This window comes from Arthrobacter sp. KUASC02, from assembly GCF_059739395.1.
Genome location: NZ_AP046053.1, coordinates 2,091,593 through 2,111,640, shown reverse-complemented (window position 1 = coordinate 2,111,640; position 20,048 = coordinate 2,091,593). Strand labels below are relative to the sequence as shown.

Genomic DNA, 20,048 nt, shown 5'->3' with positions numbered 1-20,048 from the left:
TCTTTGTGAGCTTCTTCGCAAGACTTAAGGAAGACCTCGACGCCGCCCGGTCGCATGACCCGGCGGCTCGAGGCTCTTTTGAGAACTTTTTTGCCTACTCCGGCCTCCACGCGATCTGGGCGCACCGCCTGACGCACAAGCTCTGGCAGAATCCGTCGCTGCGCTTCCCGGCACGGCTGATTTCGCAGCTGGCACGGTTCCTGACCGGGATCGAGATCCACCCGGGCGCGACCATCGGCAAGCGCTTCTTCATCGACCACGGCATGGGCGTGGTCATCGGTGAGACGGCGGAGATCGGTGAGGACGTGATGATCTATCACGGCGTCACCCTGGGCGGACGCTCGCTGGCGAAGGTCAAGCGGCACCCCACCATCGGGGACCGCGTGACCATCGGCGCGGGCGCCAAGATCCTGGGCCCCATCACCATCGGCCGGGACAGCGCAGTGGGCGCCAACGCCGTGGTGGTGAAGGACGCCCCGCCGGAATCCATCATCACCGGTGTTCCTGCAACATGGCGCCACCGGGATGCCCAGCGCGAAACCAAACCGGCTGTGGACCCTGCCGAGTACTACATCGAGTACCGGATCTAGCGGCCCAGCCGCTGGTAGATAGTCCAGAACACTACGTCGAACGCGCGGTCCGGCAGGATCCTTCGCAGAGCCAGGATGGCGCGCGCGCCCTTGCCCACCGGGTAGCGCGTCTTCGGCCGGGCTGCCGTTGCGGCGTGGACAATGGCATCGGCGATGACAGCCGGGTGCGTTGACATGCTGGAACCTTCGGTGGAGGCCAGCGCCGCGGCAACGATTTTCGCCTGGTCCCGGTAGGGGCCATGCCCGGACGTTTCCAGCAGGCTCTCGCCCGAGATGCCTCCCCATTCAGTCTGCGTGCCCGCCGGTTCGATGATTGACACCTTGATGCCGTGCGGCTTGAGCTCCAGGCGCAGGGAGTCACTCAGGCCCTCGACGGCGAACTTCGTGGCGTGGTACCAGGCGCCCAGGGGCTCGTACATCTTGCCGCCGATGGAGGAAACATTGATGATCCTCCCTTCGGCGGCGGCCCGCATGACGGGCAGCACCAGCTGTGTCATGCGCGCCAGGCCGAAGACGTTGACGTCGAACTGCCGCCTGCCTTCAGCCAGTTCCACCTCTTCCAAGGACCCGTAGGACCCGTAGCCGGCGTTGTTCACGAGGACATCGATCCGGCCGTGCGCCTCGAGGATTCCGCCCACGGCCGCCGCCATGGACGCCTCGTCCGTGACATCCAGCGCCAGCACCTTCACCCCGTGGGCCTTCAGCGGCTCCATCTTCTCGACCCGGCGGGCGCCTGCGTACACAGTGAATCCGCGCTCACTCAGCTTCCTGGCGGCCTCGAAGCCGATGCCGGTGGACGCACCGGTAACAAACGCGACTGGCTGCGACATGGGCTGCACTCCTTGGAGACGACAATCATTGGACAGGCTGCGATGGGAAGCCGCTGCCACCGAGAGGGTAGTCCGCAAACGGCAACGGCCGGCACGTCCCAGAGTATCCGGGAAGCGCCGGCCGTTGCCTTCATAGCACGGTGTGGCTTGAAGCTAGTGGGTGTCCACTGCCTCGATTTCGGACTTGTCCTCGCCCCACAGGGTGTGGAACGTGCCCTCGGCGTCAACACGGCCGTAGGTGTGCGCACCAAAGAGGTCGCGCTGGCCCTGGATCACCGCGGCCGGCAGACGCTTGCGGCGCAGGCCGTCGTAGTATGCCAGTGACGAGGAGAACACCGGCACCGGGATGCCCAGCTGAACAGCCGTGGCCACCACGCGGCGCCATGCCGGCAGGACCTCGGCGATGGCCTTGGTGAAGGCCGGTGCGAACAGCAGGTTGGCGGGCTTTTCCTCAGCGGCGTAGGCCTTGGTGATTTCCTTCAGCAGTTCCGCACGGATGATGCAGCCGCCGCGCCACAGGGAAGCGATCTCGTCCAGCTTCAGGTCCCAGCCGTATTCCTTCGCGGCCGAGGTCAGCATGTCCAGGCCCTGGGCGTAGGAAACCAGCTTGGAGGCGTACAGCGCCTGGCGCACGTCCTCGACGAACGTTTCCGGAACCTCGACGGCGATTTCTTCGCCGGCCAGGAGTTCCTGGGCCAGCTTGCGCTGCTCGGCCTGGGACGAGAGAGCGCGTGCGAACACGGATTCGGCGATGCCCGACGTCGGGGATCCCAGCTCGAGTGCGGAGATAACCGTCCAGCGGCCCGTGCCCTTCTGGCCTGCGGCGTCCACCACGACGTCGACGAACGGCTTGCCGGTGCGGGTGTCGACGTGGCCGAGGACCTCGGCGGAGATTTCGATCAGGAAGGAGGCGAGCTCGCCCTTGTTCCACTCAGCGAAGATCTTGGACTGCTCGGCCGGTTCGATGCCGGCACCCGAGCGGAGAAGGTCGAAGGCTTCGCCGATGACCTGCATGTCGGCGTATTCGATGCCGTTGTGGACCATCTTGACGAAGTGGCCGGCGCCGTCGGTGCCGATCCAGGCGCAGCAGGGCTGGCCGTCAACATTAGCGGCGATCTTTTCCAGCAGCGGTCCGAGGGCGTCGTAGGACTCCTTGGAGCCGCCGGGCATGATGGACGGGCCGTTCAGGGCGCCTTCCTCACCGCCGGAAACACCGATGCCTACGAAGTGCAGGTCCTTCTTGGCCAGGGCCGCTTCGCGGCGGCGGGTGTCCTCGTAGTGCGAGTTGCCGGCGTCGATGATGATGTCGCCGGCTTCCAGCAGGGGTTCCAGCTGTTCGATCACGGAGTCGACCGGCTTGCCGGCCTTGACCATGATCAAAACGCGGCGGGGCTTTTCCAGCGAATCCACGAGCTCCTGGAGGGTCTCGGTACGCACGAAGTCGCCGTCGTGTCCGTGCTTTTCCAGCAGCGCGTCAGTCTTCTCAACAGACCTGTTGTGCAGGGCAACGGTGAAGCCGTTCCGGGCCAGGTTGCGGGCGAGGTTGGCCCCCATCACCGCAAGGCCGGTGACACCGATGTGTGCTGACATCAAAACTCCAATTCATTTCTGTGCAACGTGTGCATTCTGTTCCGCACTTCCTGCGGAACACGCTTCAAGAACTAGTGGCTGTCAATAAACCATATGTATTTCCGTCGACAACGGGAAAGTTGCGCCCACGTTTTGGAAGGTGGCGCGTCACAAAACAGTCTATGATGCCGCCAGCGTCATGCCGGGCGCAGATGCACGCCCGGGCCGGGACGGTGCCGCGCAGGACGGCGCCGCCAGCCAGATTATGCTTACGACTATGTCAACCAGCCTCCACCACCGCGCCATCGAAAACCTGGGCACCCGCATCGTGAGCGGCGCGCTGCCCACTGGCCATGTGATGCTGGCTGAACAGCTTGAGGACGAACTGAAAGTCTCGCGCTCCGTGGTCCGCGAAGCAGTCCGCGTCCTGCAGTCCCTCGGCCTGGTGGAAACCATTAAGCGTGTGGGAATCCGGGTGCTTCCGGCCCACCGCTGGAATCCGTTTGATCCGCTGGTCATCCGCTGGCGCCTGGCCGGTGACGGCCGCGGCGCCCAGCTCAGGTCCCTCGCGGAGCTGCGCTCCGCCGTCGAGCCCGTTGCCGCCGAACTGGCGGCCGCCAACGCCCCCCAGGCGATCCGGCAGGAACTGCTGGACGTCTCGCTGGCAATGCGCGACGCCGGCCAGGCCGGCAATGTGGCCGAATTCCTGGAGCTGGACATCAAATTCCACTCACTTCTCCTCACCGGATCCGGCAACGAAATGTTCGCCAACCTCGTCGGGCAGGTGGCGGAAACGCTGACCGGCCGCACGGTCCACGGACTCATGCCGGACCGCCCGAGGGAGACGGCCCTGCAATGGCACGTTGATGTGGCAGAGGCCATCGCCGCAGCGGACGCCGCCGGTGCCCGCGAGGCCTCCGGCAGGATCATGCGCGAGACGATCTCTGAGATGGAACCCGGCTGGCGGGACCAGCCCAGGGTTTTCATTCCGCTGCAGCAGGGCTGAACTCCAAGAGTACCTTGCCGGATTCGGCGGAGTTCCGGGCCATTTCGAAGGCTTCCAGGGCGTCCTCCAGCGGGTATTCGTGGGTGATGACCGGGTCGATGAGCAGGGTGCCGTCGGCGAGGGCCGTGATGACGTCGTCGATCTCGTCGTTGAAGCGGAAGGAGCCCTTCAGTTCCAGTTCGCGGGTGATGGCGAGTGAGATCAGGACCGGTTGCGGGCCGGTGGGCAGCAGGCCCACCATCACCACGGTGCCGCCGCGGGCGGCGCCCTGGATGGCCGAGGCCAGGCCGTGGTGGTTGCCGGAGGACTCAATCACGACGTCGGCCTCGACCGCGGCGATCGCCGCCGCGTCGGAGGCGGCGAGCACGTCGTCCGCTCCCACGGCCGCCGCGATGTCCAGCGGCTTGGCGTGCATGTCCACGGCCACGATCCGCCGGGCACCGGCCCGTTTCAGCACCGCGACGGCCAGCGCACCGATGGGGCCGCTGCCGATCACCAGGGCCGTTTTGCCGCTGACGTCCCCGGCCCGGGCCACCGCGTGCCAGGCCACGGAGGCGGGCTCGATCAGCGCCGCGGTCCGCAGGCTAAGGCCTGACGGCAGTGCCCGGAGCATCCGTGCCGGCAGGTTCACGTACCGGCTGAAGGCGCCGTCGGTGTGCGGGAAACGGGCGGCACTGCCCAGGTACGTGCACCCGGGTGAGAGGTTGGGCCGGTCCGCCGGATACCGGGCCGCGCCCGGGCCGGGCGTGGCCGGATGGACAGCAACCGGGGTCCCCGCGGCCGGTCCGGTGCCGTCCGCCGCGCCCTGCAGCACGGTGCCGACAATTTCGTGCCCCAGCACCAGCGGCGCTTTCAGGATCGATTCCCCGGCCGCGCCGTGCAGCCAGTAATGCAGGTCCGAACCGCAGATGCCACCGTAGCGGACTTCGATGACGGCCTCGTCCGGAGCAGGCGTGCCAAGAGGCACGTCCTCGATCCGGAGGTCACCGGCCGCGTGCGCCACCACGGCCGGGCCGCCGGCAGGAAGCTGGTGAACTCCGCCCATCAGACCACCACCGTCATTCCGCCGTCGATGAAGATGGTCTGCCCGTTCACGAAGTCCGAGCCGCTGGAGGCCAGCCACACCGCAGGACCGGCCAGGTCCTGCACGGTCCCCCACCGGTGCGCCGGAGTCCGGCCCAGGATCCAGGCGTTGAACTGCTCATCGTCCACGAGGTTCTGCGTCATCTCGGTATGGATATAGCCCGGCGCGATCCCGTTGATCTGCAGGCCCGAGGCCGCCCACTCCGCGGTCATCGCCCGGGTCAGGTTCCGCAACCCGCCCTTCGCCGCGATATACGGGGCGATCGTGGGCCGGGCCAGGTCGGTCTGCACCGAACAGATGTTAATGATCTTCCCCCGCCCGCGCGGGATCATGTGCCGCGCCGCCTCACGCCCCACCAGGAACGCGCTCGTCAGGTCCGTGGAGATCACCCGCTCCCAGTCCGCCACATCCAGCTCCAGCATCGGCACCCGGTGCTGGATCCCGGCATTATTCACCAGGATCTCCAACGGACCCACGTTCTCCTCCACCCACGCCACACCCCGCGCCGCCTCGGCATCGGACGTGACATCGAACGCGCAGCTGTGCACCCGCCCCGGCGGATACCCGGCCGCCATCGCAGCCTCCGCCGCCTTCAACCGCTCAACATTGATGCCGTTCAACACCACCGTCGCCCCCGCATCCGCCAGCGCCCGCGCCAACGCATTACCGATCCCCCGGCTCGAACCGGTCACCAGGGCAACACGCCCCGTCAGGTCAAAAAGTGCACTCATTTGGTGTTCCTCAATTGGTCTGGGCTGTTTGGTGGTCACAGAGATTGGCGATAGTTTGCCGGACGGCGGCGAGGTCGAGGTCCCCGAGTCCCTGGCGCTTCAGTTCGGCGTAAAGTTCGACGCCGGCCGAGGCCATGGGCACCGCCGCGTCCACGGCGGCGGCGCTTTCGAGGACGAACGAGAGATCCTTGTGCATAAACTTCGCCGGTCCTGTGGGTTCGTAATCCTTGGCGGCGAGTCGGGGCCCCACAACGTCCAGGACCCTGCTGCCGGCCAGCCCGCCGCCAAGCACCTCATACAACGCCGCAACGTCCATGCCCAAGCGCTCGGCGAGCTCGGCTGCTTCGGCGAGTGCCGCCGTCGTGGTTCCCACGATGAGCTGGTTGCAGGCTTTTGCCAACGACCCGGATCCCAGGGGCCCCAGCCGCCGGACGGTGCCGCCCATGGCGTTGAACAGCGGGAGGAGCCGTTGGAAGTCCCGTTCCTCCGCGCCGGCCATGATGGCCAGGGTCCCCTTCTCGGCGCCCTTGGTGCCGCCGCTGACGGGTGCATCGACAACCACTGCGTTGCCGCGGCTCACAGCCGCCACCCTCGCCCCGAAATCCTTCACGGCCGCGGGCGACACGCTGCTCATGACGACGACGGCGGTCCCGGGCGTGGGCGGCTCTGCGGCCCAGCCGGCGAAGAGCTCCCGGGCCGCGTCCTCTATGTAGGACAGGTCAGGGAGCATGAAGATGATGACCGGCTGGTCCCGCAGTGCCGCGACGTCTGCGGCGCGGATGCCGCCGCGTGCGGCAAAGTCGTCCAGGGCGGCAGTTGACCTGTTCCAGCCGGTGACGGTCCAGCCGGCCTTCAGCAGGTTGACGGCCATAGGGCCGCCCATCAGGCCCAGCCCGACGAAACCGGCCCTCTTTTCGTTAAAATTTTCGCTCAGATCAGGGTTTGCCTGCGCATCCATCGGCAGCGGCACCTCACTTCATCGTGGTTATCGTCGTGGTCAGTCGTTTGTTAACAGGAGGAAATCTGTTCAATATCCTAGCCTCCATTCAGTATGATGAACACTATGACGACTAAAACCACCGTCGCAATCGCCGTCCCGCTCGAAGCTGAGCTGGTTGAGCGCATCCGCGCCGTAGATCCCGCCGTGACCGTCCTCTATGAGCCCGACCTCCTCCCGCCCGAGCGGTTCCCGGCGGACCACTCCGGCGACCCGGAGTTCACGCGCACTCCCGAACAGGAGGAGCGCTACTGGGACATGCTGAACAAGGCCGAGGTCCTGTACGGCTTCCCCAACGAGAGCCCTGCCGGACTGGCCCGCATCGCCGGCAGCAACCCGCGGCTTCAGTGGATCCACGCAATGGCCGCGGGTGCGGGCGGAGCGGTCAAGGCTTCCGGCCTGGACCAGGAAACCCTGCAGAAATTCAAGGTGACCACCTCAGCCGGCGTTCACGCCCTGCCACTGGCGGAGTTCGCCGCGCTGGGAATCTTCAACGGCTTCAAACGCAGCGCAGAGCTAGCTGTGGACCAGGCCGCCAAGGTCTGGCCGGAACTGCGCACACCGACGCGCCTGGTAAACGGCTCCACGCTGGTGGTGACGGGCCTCGGCGAGATCGGGCTGGAAACAGCCCGCATCGCACGGGCACTCGGCATGAAGGTTAGCGGCACCAAGCGGAACGTTGAGCCGATCGATGGCATCGAAGAGGTTGCCGGAAACGACGGCCTGGCCGGCCTGCTCGCCTCGGCCGACGCCGTCGTGAACACCCTGCCCGGCACGCCGTACACGGAAAAGCTGTTCAACCGCGAGGTATTCGCCGCAATGAAGCCGGGGACGGTTTTCGTCAACGTGGGCCGCGGTACCGTGGTGGACGAAGACGCACTCCTGGAGGCACTCGATAACGGCCAGGTGGGCTACGCCTGCCTCGACGTGTTCGCCGTCGAACCCCTGCCGCAGGACAGCCCGCTCTGGAACCACCCGAGAGTCATGGTTAGCCCGCATACGTCGGCCCTGAGTGCCGCTGAGAACCGGCTGATCGCCGAGCGCTTCAGCAGCAACCTGCGCACGTTCCTCGACGGCGGGGAACTCCCCCACCTCGTGGACACCGTGCACTTCTACTAAGCCGCACCGCAGAACGATGCCACGAGGGCGGTGAGCGGAGGGGGTGCGTGTCCGGCCGGCAATGCGTCGACGAGCAGTGGCGCGTATCGGGCCTTGTTGCCGCTGCGTCCTCCGAAGAACCGGCGCAGCTGCATCGTAATCGGCCGTTCCCGCAGCGACGGCTGGCGCTGGAGGCGCCGGAACGATGCGAGCTCGCCTTGAGCCGCGATGACGTTGAGCACGCCATCGATCCCCAGGCTGCGGATGAGCTCGTCCTCCAGATCTGCGTGACAGACGTGGAACCCGCGCTCGGCCAGGGAACCGGACCCGATGCCGGCCCGGCCGAGCGCGCGGGCGATGCCACGGGATTCCCCGGCATCACACAAGCCGACTATCCTGTGGCCTGCGCCATTCGGGCCATAGCGGTCGAGGAAGTGCACGATGCTGGTCGCGCCGCCCATCGGGACGACTGACACCCGCAAGGCTGTCAGGTCATAGCCGAGGCGACGGGCCAGCGCCTCGACCGCCAGCCGGTCACTCTCACCCTCAACCAGCGCCGTCGTCGCCTGCATGGAAGTCGCCTGCATGGAACCAGTATGTAGGACGGCGTCTTGCGGCGGCATTCCTGGCCCCTGCCTAGTGCGGCTCTGCCTGGTGCGGCCTTGCCCGTTCCACGTCGGCGGCGCTCCCGGCGTGCCCCCGGGCCTTAAGTCCTGCCACCACGCCGTCGATGTCTGCTTCCGGCCGGTTCTGGCTGAGCTTGGTCTTCGCCTCGATCCGGGTGATCACCAGTTCCAGGCCCACGATGGCGCGCAACTGCCCGGAGATGTAACGCTCCGGTGCGTCGTCCACGCTCCACGGGTGGTCGAAGCCTGCTTCGTTTGCGTCGGTCAGCCGCCTGACCTGACCGGCGAGCCAGGCCGGATCGTCGTGGACAACCAAGGTTCCGTAGACATGCGCCGTGGAGTAGTTCCAGGTGGGAACAACGCGCCCGTGCTCGGCCTTCGATGCGTACCAGGACGGCGAGATATAGGCGTCCGCCCCCTGGATAATGGCGAGTGCTTCTCCGATCACCGGTTCGGACCACTGCGCGTTGTTCCGGGCCACATGGGTGTTCAGGGCACCGTGTTCGCCGATCGAGGGGTCATAGGAGAACGGCAACATCGTGGCGAGCAGGCCCTGCGATGTCATGGTGACCAGATTGGCGGCGGCCGGCCGGGCCAGGAGATCCTTGACGGCGTCGGGTCCGGCTGCGAAATGGGCTGGGGTGTACATGGTGCTAATCCTTTGCAGGCTGGAGGGAACTTGTGGCGTGCAGAGCCGCGGGTTGCGCCGCGTGCGGAGCGGGCAACGGTTTGAGGCGGACCCGCACGGCTGCGCCGGCGCAGACGATAACCGCCACGCCGCCGACGATGGTGGTCCAGGTCAGGGCCTCGCCCAGCAGGAAGCCGGCCCAGCAGATGCTCAGTACTGGCTGGACGAGCTGGATTTGGCTGACCTGCGCCATGGGCCCGATGGCCAGTCCCCGGTACCAGGCGAAGAAGCCCAGGAACATGCTCACCACACCGAGGTAGGCGAACGCTGCCCACTGGACCGGTGAAGCCGACGGCGGCTGCTGAGCCAGGGAGAGCAGCGTCAGGACCACCATCAGCGGCGATGCCAGCACCAGCGCCCAGGATACGGTCTGCCAGGGGCCCAGTTCGCGGGCCAGCAGGCCGCCTTCCGCGTAGCCGACAGCCGCTGCCACCACCGCGCCCAGGAGCAGCAGGTCCGCAGCGTGCAGCCGGGCGAACCCGCCGGACTGCAAGGAGGCGAAGGCAATAGCCGCCAGCGCGCCCAGACCGGTGATCAGCCAGAACACCAGGGGCGGACGTTCGCGCCCCCTCAGCACAGCGGCCGTCGCCGTCGCGGCAGGGAGCAGTGCGATCACCACCGCGCCGTGGCTGGCCGGCGTGGTGGTGAGCGCGAAGGATGTCAGTAAGGGAAATCCGATCACGACGCCGGCGGCCACCACGGCGAGCCGGGCCCACTGCACGCCGCGGGGAAGCCGCTGCCGTGAGATTGCGAGGGCAAAGGCAGCGAGGACGGCGGCCGCCACTGCGCGGCCGGACCCGATGAACAAGGGCGAAAGCCCCGCGACGGCGACCTTGGTGAACGGAACCGTGAACGAGAAGGCCGCTACTCCGAGGAGGCCCCACCAGAGTCCCGAAGGAGTGCGGGGCAGTACCACTGGGTTCAACATGGCAGTAGCGCTACTATTGTCTTCCATGAACAACGATAGCAGTTCCCGAATTGCGACGCGACTGCGGGAGTGGGTCGCCAAGGCCGCGCCAGGATCGAAACTGCCGTCCACACGGTCGCTGGTCGCCGAGTACCAGGCAAGTCCGGTGACCGTGCAGAAAGCCCTGCAGACCCTCACCGCGCAGGGGCTGATCGAGAGCCGGCCCGGCGTCGGAACGTTCGTCCGGGCCGTCCGGACTGCGCGGCCCTCGGACTATGGGTGGCAGACGGCGGCCCTGCGGTCACCGCTGGTACCGCTGCCCTTGGCCTCCAGCACCATGCGCGACGTCGCCAACAGCGCCATAGCTTTCCACTCCGGCTACCCGGACCGGGAACTCCTGCCTGAGCGCCTTGTCCGGGCGGCACTCGCCCGCGCGGCCCGGAGCGACGCAGCTTTGTCCCGTCCCCCGGCAGCGGGCCTGCCGGAACTGCAATCGTGGTTCGCACACGAACTCGGCGCCTCGACCCCGGCCGGAACCACGCCGCCGAACCCGAGTGACGTCGTCGTACTGCCGGGAAGCCAGAGCGGGCTCAGTTCCATTTTCAGCGCGCTGGCCGGCCGCGGACAGCCGCTGCTGATGGAATCACCAACCTACTGGGGCGCCATTCTGGCGGCCGCGCAGGCCGGCGTCCGCGTTGTTCCGGTGCCCAGCGGACCGGACGGTCCGGACCCGGCGGAACTGGCCCGGGCCTTTGACGAAACAGGCGCGCGCCTGTTCTATGCCCAGCCGAACTACGCAAACCCCACCGGTGCGCAGTGGGCGGCCGGGCGGGGTGACGAGGTTTTGGAGGTGGTGCGCGCGAAGGGTGCGTTCCTGGTGGAGGACGACTGGGCGCACGACTTCGGCATCACCACCAGTCCGGTGCCTGTCGCCTCCCGCGACGACTCCGGCCACGTGGTGTACCTCCGCTCGCTGACCAAGAGCGTATCCCCGGCCATCCGCATCGCAGCCGTTATCGCCCGCGGCCCGGCGCGTGAACGGATTCTCGCAGACCGGGCGGCCGAGTCGATGTATGTCAGCGGCCTGCTGCAGGCGGCAGCGCTCGACGTCGTGACCCAGCCCGGGTGGCAGACGCACCTGCGGAGCCTCCGGCACCAGCTCCAGTCGCGCCGCGACCTCCTGGTCACCAGCATGCGCGAGCACGCCCCGCAGGCACACATCGAGCAGGTTCCCAAGGGAGGCCTGAACCTGTGGGCGCGGCTGCCCGACGGAACGGACCTCGAACGGCTGACCCGCGACTGCGAAAGCGCCGGGGTCATCATCGCCGCCGGGCGGGAGTGGTTCCCGGCCGAACCCGCCGGCGCGTTCATCCGCCTCAATTACTCAGGGTCCAACCCGGGGGCGTTCCCCGAAGGGGCTCGGATCATCGGCCAGGCACTGGAGCGCAACAACGCTTAGCGACAGGCGGGCACGGCAAAGGCTGTGGCTCCCTCCGCGCGGAGGGAGCCACAGCCTTTGTTCCGAAGTGCAGTTGCGGCGGTGCGGGTGGTTCTAGCTCGCGTCCTCGGTCAGGACGAGGTCGCGGCCCACGGTCTCCGGAGTGAAGAACGTGGTGGCGAACGAAATGAGCGCCAGCACCAGCGAGTAGATGGCAAGCACCAGCCAGGAGTGATCCGTGGCCGCCAGCAGCGACGCGCCGACGAGGGGAACGAGGCCGCCGGCCAAGACAGCGGAGAGTTCGCGGCTCATGGCAACGCCGGTGAAGCGGTACTGGGAACCGAACAGTTCCGGCAGGAGCGGGCACTGCGGTCCGAGCATGGACTGGACGCCGATGGCGATACCCACCACCATGACCACCCAGACAAGGGTCACGTTGCCCAGCGTCACAAGGTAGAACGCCGGGAGTGCGATGACGGCCTGGAAGAGTGCGCCGTAGCGGTAGACCCGCACCCGGCCGAAACGGTCCGAAAGCGCCCCGAAGGTGACCACCATGACGGCGGCGAAGCCGGCGGCAATGAGCAGGCCCACGGGCCCGATGAACTTGTCGCCCGGGAACACCCCGTCCTTGGCTGCCAGGAAGGCGATCAGGAGAGCTGAGTAGATCGACGAGTTGCCGTTCTCGCCCATGCGCAGGCCGATGCCCACCAGGACGTTCTTCTTGGAGTGCTTCCACAGCTGGCCGATGGGATTCTTGACCACGTTCTTGTGCTTTTCGAGCTCCTGGAACACCGGAGTTTCCTTGAGCCGGAGCCGGATGAAGATGGCTACTGCAATCAGGAAGATGCTGGCCAGGAAGGGCACTCGCCACAGCCAGCCTTCGAGCACTGCCTTGTCAGCCATGGCAATCAGCGCAAAGGTTCCGGCGCCGAGGAGGGTGCCGAGCTGGATGCCGACGAACGGCAGGGAAGCAAAGAATCCACGACGGCGGCGCGGCGCGACTTCGGATATCAGCGTGGTGGCGCCGGCCTGTTCAGCCCCGGCGCCGAGGCCCTGGAGAATGCGCAGCGTCACGAGAAGGACCGCACCCAGCATGCCCGCCTGCTCGAACGTGGGAAGCAGGCCGATGGCGAAGCTTGCGGTTCCCATCAGGCCGATCGTGAGGATAAGGACCATCTTCCGGCCGAACCTGTCGCCGATGTAGCCGAAGATGACCCCGCCGAACGGTCGGGCCGCAAACCCCACGCCGTAGGTGGCGAAGGACGCGATCAGCGCGCCGTCTTCACCAAGGGGCTTGAAGAAAAGCGGTCCGAAGATCAAAGCCGAAGCGAGGCCGTAAATGTAGAAATCGTAGTACTCCAGAGCGGAGCCCACGGAGCTGGCAAGAGTTGCCCTCCGCAGTTGTTCCGGTTCGACGACGGCGTCGTCCGCATCGGCCAGTGGTGATTCAGTACGAGTTGTCACAAGCACTCCCTTAAGAACACTCCAGACCCCCGTTGGTCTGGTGGGATAGCGACGACACCGGTGGTGTCGATCACTATATTGAACAGCGTACAGCACCCTGAACGGTTCGCCAATGATGAAAGCTGATTTATTTTCCGGCGGAATCTGGGCCGGCCCTCAGCCTCCCCTTCTTACCCCATGGGATTGCCCAGCGACCGGGCCAGCTCCTGCAGTTCCTTGACCATCATGGCGCCCTGCTCCTCGGAGTAGGTGGCCTTTAGGGCGGTGACGGACAGCCCCAGGCTGGGCCCGTGCGCACCCCTGGTGGGAACCGACACCGCCAGGCAGACGACTCCCGTGGTGGACTCCTCGTCCTCGAAGGCATATCCGCGCTCCCGGATGAGGGGCAGCTGCTTCTTGAATTCAGCACCCGTCCGGAGCGACTTCGGGGTGAGTACGGGAAGTTCCTGGTCGTCGGGGAACATTTCGTCGATGTCGTGATCATGCAGCCTTGCAATGAGCGCCTTACCCACAGCGCACAACGACACCGGCATCTTGTCACCGATATTCGAGGTCAGCCGGACCGCGGGATGCCCTTCGTAACGGGCCAGGTAGATGACGTTGGTCCCGTCCAGCATGGCGATGCGGACAGTCTCGCCGGACAGGGTGGGTGCCTGCTCACAGAAGCGGTAGAACTCCTGCACCTCATCAAGCCTGCTCAGGTAGGCAGCGCCCAGTTCCACGAGTTTGCGCCCGAGCGTAAAGTCGGCCCCCTGCCGGTTGATAAGGCGCGCTTCCTCAAGGGCAAGCAGGAGGTTCGATGTTGATGACTTGGGGATTCCGAGTTCCCGGGAAAGATCACTCAGCGTCAGCCGACCCGTCGCGGAGGCGGCCAGGGCCTCCAGTACGGCGGCGGCACGCGTCACGGCCGGCGCAGGGGACGCACTCCCTAGTCCGTCGGAAGTGCGGGGAGCCCGGGAATCGGCCATGATTCTCCTTCAGTTAAAGCGCGTCCGTAAGTGCGCCGTTCATTCACAACTGTTCATTCAGCTGAACAGTAACCATCATAATGTCTGCCGGCCCGATTTGCTCGCCCTTCGCGGATCGCCGGAGAGGGGCGGCCGCCGGCGCCGAGGGGCCTTCGACCCTGGAAGGAGAGGCCGGGGCATGGAAATGTTTCACATTTCGAAAAATTCACTGTATATTCATTCCAAGCCTTCCACCGCGGCATCCCCCAATAGCCGCGGTGGAAGGCTTTTCCAATTCCCCGGGATTCCGCTGTCCATCAACGGTCCAGCGGATCACGCGGCGTCGGCAACGGCCTCCCGGAGCCGCCAGCCTCCACCGAGTCCGTCGCGGATCAGTTCCATGGTGGTCAGGGCCGAGTTCTCGTTCCGGCCCAGGCGGGCCTGGACCCGCCACACCTCGATGTCCACTCGTCCCAGGCCCCTGGGCATCCTGCGCTCGGCCTCCCACCAGCTGATGCGCTCAAACCAACGGACCGGCTCCGCGCCAATGGTCCATTCGCGGCCACCGCGGAGAACGGAAAGCGGCCGGCCGTCCGGTGCCAGCCTCATCATGACGTGTTCCATGCCGCCACACTATGGACGGGGTCCGACATTCTTCCCTGGCGCCAATGAACACGTCGCGGATAACAAAAAACCCCGCCGGCGCCTGCCTGATCGGCCTGCAACGACGGGGTTTTGCTGGTGGGTCCTACCGGGATCGAACCGATGACATCCACGGTGTAAACGTGGCGCTCTACCAGCTGAGCTAAAGACCCAAATCGCGGCTTCCGCGCCTCAGCGCTTCAACCAACGAACAGCAACTCTACCGGACAAGTCCCGGAGAACGCCAATCGGACAACCCGGCCAGGGGGCAGTGCGACGCACGTCACAGGTCCGGCAGTTCGGCGGCCAGCCACGTCAATGATTCACTGACCCCCGCCTCCAGCTTTATGGTGGCGAGGTCGTCGCCGCGCGTGGCTCCCCGGTTGATGATCACCACCGGCTTCTCCTGCTTTGCTGCGTGCCGGACGAATCGAAGGCCGCTCATGACCGTTAGTGAGGATCCGGCAACAACCAGGGCGCCGGCCTCGTCGACCATGGCATACGAGCGCTCCACCCGGTCTTTCGGTACATTTTCGCCAAAGTACACAAAGTCTGGTTTGAGGGTGCCTCCGCAGGCCGGGCAGTGAGCCACGACGAAACTGCCGATCAGGGCCGAGTCCTCCACTGTTGCATCGGCGTCGGGTGCAATCTCCACCACCCCGTCCGCCAGGGCCCGTTCCAGGAATCCGGGGTTCAGCTCCTCCAGGACTCCTGCCAGCAGGGTCCTGCTGTAGCGGCGGGCGCAGGACAGACAGGCCACCCGGTCGAAGCGCCCATGGAGGTCAACGACATTGACGCTGCCCGCATCTTCGTGGAGCCGGTCCACGTTTTGGGTGATGAGGCCGGTGAGAAGGCCCCGCTGCTCAAGCCGGGCCGCAGCCGCATGGCCCTCATTCGGATCAGCGCGCCGGAGGTGCGACCAGCCGATGTGGTTACGGGCCCAATACCGCTGGCGGTTACCGGCGTGGCCGATGAACTCCTGATAGGTCATGGGCGCCCTCGGGGCAGCTCCGGGCCCGCGATAGTCCGGGATGCCCGAGTCTGTGCTGAGGCCGGCTCCCGTGAGGAGCGCGAAGCGTTTTCCGGCTATGGCGTCCCTGATCTTCCCCAGGACTCCAAGTTCGTCCGGGGCGGGAGCGGCAGCACCCACCGGCGGCAGGCTGGCGAATCCAGTCATGCCAAGTCCGGGGTGCCGCTGCCTCATTCCGTCAGTTCCTGCCGAGCTCCGCCAGGGCCGCGCGGTATCCCGCCAGATCACGGGCCTGGCCGCGAGGATTCACCACGACGTACCGGATGATGCCGTGCGCGTCGATGATGAAAGTTCCGCGCTGTGCCATGCCGCTGCCCGGGTCGAAGACGCCGTAGTCCGATGCCACTGCCCCGTGCGGCCAGAAGTCGGCCAGCAGATCAAATCCGTAGCCTTCCTTTTCCGCATAGGCCCGCACCGTGAACTTGCTGTCCACGGAGATGGCCAGGACAGTTGCGTCCGCGTCTGCGAACAGCGAAAGGTTGTCCCGGATCTCGCAAAGCTCGCCGGTACAGATCCCCGAGAAGGCAAACGGATAGAAAACGACGACGATGTTGCGTCCCCGAAGCTCCGACAGCCGGACCGGTTCGCCGTACTGATTGACCAGCTCGAAGTCCGGGGCCGGCTCGCCGACCTCCGGAACCCTGGCCGTCGCGGAATTCTCTGCCTGTTGCAGTGGCTGAAGCGTCACTTGTTCTTCCTGGTGACCAGGCGCGTGGCGCTCCAGTCCTTGGAGACACCGGCCGAAGTGGTGAGGTGAAGCCCTGCCGTGGGTGCTGCTTCCTGGATCTCCGCCGGGGACACGTAGCCCTGCCGCCCCGACTTCGGAGTCAGAACCCAGACCACACCGTTCTCACTCAACGTGGTCAGGGAATCCATGAGCGTGTCAACAAGGTCCCCGTCGCCGTCCCGCCACCAGAAAATGACGGCGTCTACAACGTCATGGTCGTCTTCATCCAGGAGTTCGGACCCGGTGAGGTCCTCGATATCGTCACGTAAGTCGAAGTCGACGTCGTCGTCGTAACCGAACTCCTGAATCAGATCCCCGTTTTTGAAACCCAATTTTTCCGCCACATTTACCGAAGTGGCGGCGTCGGCCTCACTCACGTGTTCCTCCAATGCTTAGTCATTTGCATAAATCTAGTGATTTCCATTACTACAAGCCAACACCCTTTGTGCCTGCTCTTCAAGCTACTGCCCCCGCGATCCCACTTATTCTGCGTCACACCAAGGGTCTGGCGGGGGTCCGGCCCGGCGGCTGCCGTCACAAACCAGTATGACGTCAAATACGACGAGGACGTCAGGCAGCGGCTACGCATCGGATAGCTCTCACAGCTAGAGTGGCTGATGACGTCTATGCCGGCGGGGCGATCGCCCTGGATTTAAGCGGTCATAGACGTGATAGGACCCTGCCCGGCGCACATGACCGGGCTGTTGTAACCGATACGTCGCACACGTCGCGTTCACGCCAGGCAGTTACCCTGCCGGACCTGAGTGCGCCGATGCATGCGCGCAAAGAGAGGTTGGACGTGGCTGCAGGAGAAGATACCTCCCATATCCTCAGCGGGTTGACTAACCAGCTGCCTGATCGTGATCCGGAAGAGACCGCCGAATGGATTGAGTCCCTGGATACGCTGATCAGGGAACAGGGCACCGAGCGTGCCCAGTACATCATGCGCAGTCTCCTGCAGCGTGCCGGCGCCCAGAGCGTCGGGGTTCCGATGGTCACCACCACGGACTATGTGAACACCATCCCGGTGGACCAGGAAGCGGAGTTCCCCGGGAACGAGGAATACGAACGCCGCTACCGGGCCTACATGCGCTGGAACGCCGCGGTGATGGTGCACCGGTCCCAGCGGCCGAACATCGGGGTGGGCGGGCACATCTCCACCTATGCCGGTGCCGCGACCCTGTACGAGGTCGGCTTCAACCACTTCTTCCGCGGCAAGGACCACCCCGGCGGCGGGGACCAGGTCTTCTTCCAGGGCCACGCCTCCCCCGGCATGTACGCCCGCGCGTTCATGGAAGGACGGCTGACCGAGGAGGACCTGGACGGGTTCCGGCAGGAAAAGTCCAAGGCCGGGCACGCCCTGTCCTCCTACCCGCACCCGCGGCTGATGCCGGAATTCTGGGAATTCCCCACCGTGTCCATGGGCATCGGGCCGATGAACGCGATCTACCAGGCCCAGTCCAACCGGTACCTGCACAACCGCGGCCTCAAAGACACCTCCGACCAGCAGGTCTGGGCGTTCCTGGGCGACGGCGAAATGGACGAGCCCGAGTCCCGCGGCCTGCTCCAGCTCGCCGCGAACGAGAACCTGGACAACCTGAACTTCGTGATCAACTGCAACCTCCAGCGCCTGGACGGACCCGTCCGCGGCAACGGCAAGATCATGCAGGAACTCGAAGCGTTCTTCCGCGGCGCGGGCTGGAACGTGATCAAGGTCGTCTGGGGCCGGGAATGGGATTCCCTGCTGACCAAGGACGCCGACGGGTCCCTGGTGAAGATCATGAACGAAACCCCCGACGGGGACTACCAGACCTACAAGGCCGAATCCGGCGGGTTCGTCCGCGAGCACTTCTTCGGCAAGGACCCCCGCACCAAGGAACTCGTCGCGGACCTGACCGATGACCAGATCTGGAACCTCAAACGCGGCGGCCACGACTACCGCAAGGTCTACGCCGCGTACAAGGCCGCGACCGAATTCAAGGGCAAACCCACCGTCATCCTGGCCAAAACCGTCAAGGGCTACGGACTCGGACCGCACTTCGAAGGCCGCAACGCCACCCACCAGATGAAGAAACTCACCCTGGATGACCTCAAGTCGTTCCGGGACCACCTGCGCATCCCGATCACGGATGAGCAGCTCGAGGGCGACCCCTACCAGCCGCCGTACTTCCACCCGGGTAATGACGCACCAGAGATCAAGTACATGCTGGAGCGCCGGGCCGCCCTGGGCGGGTCCGTTCCGGAGCGCCGCAGCAAGCACGCCGCCCTTGCGCTCCCGGACCCGAAGTCCTACGAGGTGGCAAAGCGCGGGTCGGGCAAGCAGCAGGCAGCCACCACTATGGCGTTCGTGCGCCTGCTCAAGGACCTCATGCGGGACAAGGAGTTCGGCAAGCACATCGCCCCGATTATCCCCGATGAGGCACGCACGTTCGGTATGGACGCGTTCTTCCCGACGGCGAAGATCTACAACCCCAAGGGCCAGAACTACCTGTCCGTGGACCGGGACCTGGTCCTGGCCTACAAGGAATCCGCCCAGGGCCAACTGATCCACCCCGGCATCAACGAAGCCGGCGCCGTCGCAGCCTTCACCGCCGCCGGCACCGCCTACGCCACCCACGGCGTGCCGCTGATCCCGGTCTACGTGTTCTACTCCATGTTCGGCTTCCAGCGCACCGGCGACGCCTTCTGGGCAGCCGCGGACCAAATGACCCGCGGCTTCATCATCGGCGCCACCGCAGGACGGACCACCCTCACCGGCGAAGGACTCCAGCACGCCGACGGCCACTCCCCCATCCTCGCCGCCACCAACCCGGCAGTGGTCACCTACGACCCCGCCTACGGCTACGAAATGGGCCACATCGTCCGCGACGGCATCGAACGCATGTACGGACCGGATTCGACCGACCGCAACCTGATGTACTACATCACCGTCTACAACGAACCCATCACCCAGCCGGCCGAGCCGGAGGACCTGGACGTTGAAGGCGTGATCAAGGGCATTTACCTGCTTGCACCGGCCAAGATCGACGGCCCCCGCACGCAGATCCTGGCCTCGGGCGTTTCGGTGCCGTGGGCGCTGGAAGCCCAGCGCCTCCTGGCCGAGGACTGGGGCGTCTCCGCCGACGTCTGGTCCGTCACGTCCTGGAACGAACTGCGCCGCGACGCCATGGCAGCGGAAGAGGACGCGTTCCTCAACCCCGGCCAGCCGGCACGGGTTCCGTTCGTGACAGCACAGCTCGAAGGTGCCACCGGCCCCATCGTGGCGGTCACGGACTACATGAAGGCCGTCCCGGACCAGATCCGCCAGTACCTCCCGAACGAGTTCGCCTCGCTCGGCGCGGACGGCTTCGGCTTCTCCGACACCCGCGCCGCGGCCCGCCGCTTCTTCAAGAACGACATCCACTCCATCGTGGTCCGTTCCCTCGAGATGCTGGCCCGCCGCAGCGAAGTGGACGCCCAGGCTCCCGCCCAGGCGATTGAGAAGTACCGGCTGAACAACGTCAATGCCGGCTCCACAGGAAACGCCGGCGGCGAATCCTGATCCGGACGCAGTGAATCACGACGGCGGCGGTCCCCACCACAAGGCGGGGGCCGCCGTCGTCGTTGTGCTCCCGGCGTCGTTGTACTCTCGTCGCCGTTGTGCTCTCGGCGTTTGTGACGCAGCGCAAATCGAG

Annotated in this window: 19 protein-coding genes and 1 tRNA gene; 5 read left to right on the top strand and 15 right to left on the bottom strand. The window is 65.9% G+C overall.

The features are described from left to right. The first annotated feature begins 5 nt into the window (after positions 1-5). The gene (gene epsC / locus AC6JAC_RS09645) at positions 6-590 is read left to right on the top strand and encodes a serine O-acetyltransferase EpsC (RefSeq protein WP_011692289.1); all 585 of its coding nucleotides are present in this window, start codon (positions 6-8) and stop codon (positions 588-590) included. On the opposite strand, the gene AC6JAC_RS09640 is transcribed toward epsC, so the two are convergent. Both AC6JAC_RS09640 and gnd read right to left on the bottom strand, forming a co-directional pair. Further along, positions 587-1,420: an oxidoreductase gene (locus AC6JAC_RS09640; protein ID WP_497964455.1), complete on the bottom strand. Its 834-nt coding sequence runs from the start codon at positions 1,418-1,420 to the stop codon at positions 587-589. The two genes, epsC and AC6JAC_RS09640, sit on opposite strands and share 4 nt — an antisense overlap. A gap of 153 nt (positions 1,421-1,573) precedes the next feature. Further along, positions 1,574-3,010 carry an NADP-dependent phosphogluconate dehydrogenase gene (gene gnd, locus AC6JAC_RS09635; protein ID WP_028268949.1) on the bottom strand — a complete coding sequence of 479 codons (1,437 nt, stop codon included), beginning with the start codon at positions 3,008-3,010 and terminating at the stop codon, positions 1,574-1,576. Between the two features lie 256 nt (positions 3,011-3,266). On the opposite strand from gnd, the gene AC6JAC_RS09630 reads away from it, so the two are divergent. Next, positions 3,267-3,995, top strand: coding sequence for a FadR/GntR family transcriptional regulator (locus AC6JAC_RS09630; protein ID WP_454698801.1), 729 nt, complete (start codon positions 3,267-3,269; stop codon positions 3,993-3,995). On the opposite strand, the gene AC6JAC_RS09625 is transcribed toward AC6JAC_RS09630, so the two are convergent. Genes AC6JAC_RS09625 through AC6JAC_RS09615 form a run of 3 tightly spaced genes read right to left on the bottom strand, consistent with a single transcriptional unit; the run spans position 3,973 to position 6,768 of the window. Then, entirely contained in the window at positions 3,973-5,040 is a 1,068-nt protein-coding gene (locus AC6JAC_RS09625) for an L-idonate 5-dehydrogenase (RefSeq protein ID WP_497964452.1), read from the bottom strand. The genes AC6JAC_RS09630 and AC6JAC_RS09625 overlap by 23 nt on opposite strands. Then, positions 5,040-5,810 carry an SDR family oxidoreductase gene (locus AC6JAC_RS09620; RefSeq protein ID WP_454698803.1) on the bottom strand — a complete coding sequence of 257 codons (771 nt, stop codon included), beginning with the start codon at positions 5,808-5,810 and terminating at the stop codon, positions 5,040-5,042. Before AC6JAC_RS09620 ends, AC6JAC_RS09625 begins: the two co-directional genes overlap by 1 nt. Positions 5,811-5,820: 10 nt before the next feature. Then, complete coding sequence (locus tag AC6JAC_RS09615) at positions 5,821-6,768, bottom strand: NAD(P)-dependent oxidoreductase (protein WP_497964449.1); 948 nt, start codon at positions 6,766-6,768, stop codon at positions 5,821-5,823. A gap of 93 nt (positions 6,769-6,861) precedes the next feature. On the opposite strand from AC6JAC_RS09615, the gene AC6JAC_RS09610 reads away from it, so the two are divergent. After that, positions 6,862-7,926 (top strand): D-2-hydroxyacid dehydrogenase, encoded by a 1,065-nt coding sequence (locus tag AC6JAC_RS09610; RefSeq protein WP_347899945.1) that lies wholly within the window; start codon positions 6,862-6,864, stop codon positions 7,924-7,926. Here the strand turns inward: AC6JAC_RS09610 and AC6JAC_RS09605 are convergent. From AC6JAC_RS09605 to AC6JAC_RS09595, 3 genes are read right to left on the bottom strand one after another with little or no spacing between them, the layout of a single operon-like run. Next, positions 7,923-8,492 carry a TOPRIM nucleotidyl transferase/hydrolase domain-containing protein gene (locus tag AC6JAC_RS09605; RefSeq protein WP_454698805.1) on the bottom strand — a complete coding sequence of 190 codons (570 nt, stop codon included), beginning with the start codon at positions 8,490-8,492 and terminating at the stop codon, positions 7,923-7,925. The two genes, AC6JAC_RS09610 and AC6JAC_RS09605, sit on opposite strands and share 4 nt — an antisense overlap. A gap of 49 nt (positions 8,493-8,541) precedes the next feature. Beyond that, positions 8,542-9,180, bottom strand: coding sequence for an FMN-binding negative transcriptional regulator (locus AC6JAC_RS09600; protein ID WP_497964447.1), 639 nt, complete (start codon positions 9,178-9,180; stop codon positions 8,542-8,544). 4 nt (positions 9,181-9,184) lie between these two features. After that, positions 9,185-10,174 carry a DMT family transporter gene (locus AC6JAC_RS09595; protein WP_497964445.1) on the bottom strand — a complete coding sequence of 330 codons (990 nt, stop codon included), beginning with the start codon at positions 10,172-10,174 and terminating at the stop codon, positions 9,185-9,187. On the opposite strand from AC6JAC_RS09595, the gene AC6JAC_RS09590 reads away from it, so the two are divergent. After that, a complete protein-coding gene (locus tag AC6JAC_RS09590) occupies positions 10,173-11,585 on the top strand; it encodes an aminotransferase-like domain-containing protein (RefSeq protein WP_497964443.1) in 1,413 nt (470 codons plus the stop codon). The two genes, AC6JAC_RS09595 and AC6JAC_RS09590, sit on opposite strands and share 2 nt — an antisense overlap. Before the next feature lie 93 nt (positions 11,586-11,678). On the opposite strand, the gene AC6JAC_RS09585 is transcribed toward AC6JAC_RS09590, so the two are convergent. The 7 genes from AC6JAC_RS09585 to AC6JAC_RS09555 all read right to left on the bottom strand — a co-directional run bounded on the left by AC6JAC_RS09585 (position 11,679) and on the right by AC6JAC_RS09555 (position 16,751). Beyond that, positions 11,679-13,028, bottom strand: a complete 1,350-nt coding sequence (locus AC6JAC_RS09585) for an MFS transporter (protein WP_497964441.1) — start codon at positions 13,026-13,028, stop codon at positions 11,679-11,681. Between the two features lie 170 nt (positions 13,029-13,198). After that, positions 13,199-13,996, bottom strand: coding sequence for an IclR family transcriptional regulator (locus AC6JAC_RS09580; protein WP_028268939.1), 798 nt, complete (start codon positions 13,994-13,996; stop codon positions 13,199-13,201). A gap of 312 nt (positions 13,997-14,308) precedes the next feature. Continuing rightward, positions 14,309-14,599 carry a hypothetical protein gene (locus AC6JAC_RS09575; protein ID WP_028268938.1) on the bottom strand — a complete coding sequence of 97 codons (291 nt, stop codon included), beginning with the start codon at positions 14,597-14,599 and terminating at the stop codon, positions 14,309-14,311. Between the two features lie 115 nt (positions 14,600-14,714). Continuing rightward, positions 14,715-14,790: transfer RNA gene (locus AC6JAC_RS09570), tRNA-Val, on the bottom strand. Positions 14,791-14,900: 110 nt separating this feature from the next. After that, positions 14,901-15,821 (bottom strand): NAD-dependent protein deacetylase, encoded by a 921-nt coding sequence (locus AC6JAC_RS09565; RefSeq protein ID WP_028268937.1) that lies wholly within the window; start codon positions 15,819-15,821, stop codon positions 14,901-14,903. A gap of 4 nt (positions 15,822-15,825) precedes the next feature. Further along, positions 15,826-16,335, bottom strand: coding sequence for a peroxiredoxin (locus tag AC6JAC_RS09560; protein WP_231510968.1), 510 nt, complete (start codon positions 16,333-16,335; stop codon positions 15,826-15,828). After that, on the bottom strand, positions 16,332-16,751 hold the full coding sequence (locus AC6JAC_RS09555) for a DUF3052 domain-containing protein (RefSeq protein ID WP_028268935.1): 420 nt from the start codon (positions 16,749-16,751) through the stop codon (positions 16,332-16,334). The genes AC6JAC_RS09560 and AC6JAC_RS09555 overlap by 4 nt, the downstream gene beginning before the upstream one ends. A 395-nt stretch (positions 16,752-17,146) precedes the next feature. On the opposite strand from AC6JAC_RS09555, the gene aceE reads away from it, so the two are divergent. Beyond that, entirely contained in the window at positions 17,147-19,915 is a 2,769-nt protein-coding gene (gene aceE, locus AC6JAC_RS09550; protein WP_497964437.1) for a pyruvate dehydrogenase (acetyl-transferring), homodimeric type, read from the top strand. The last annotated feature ends 133 nt before the right edge of the window (positions 19,916-20,048 follow it).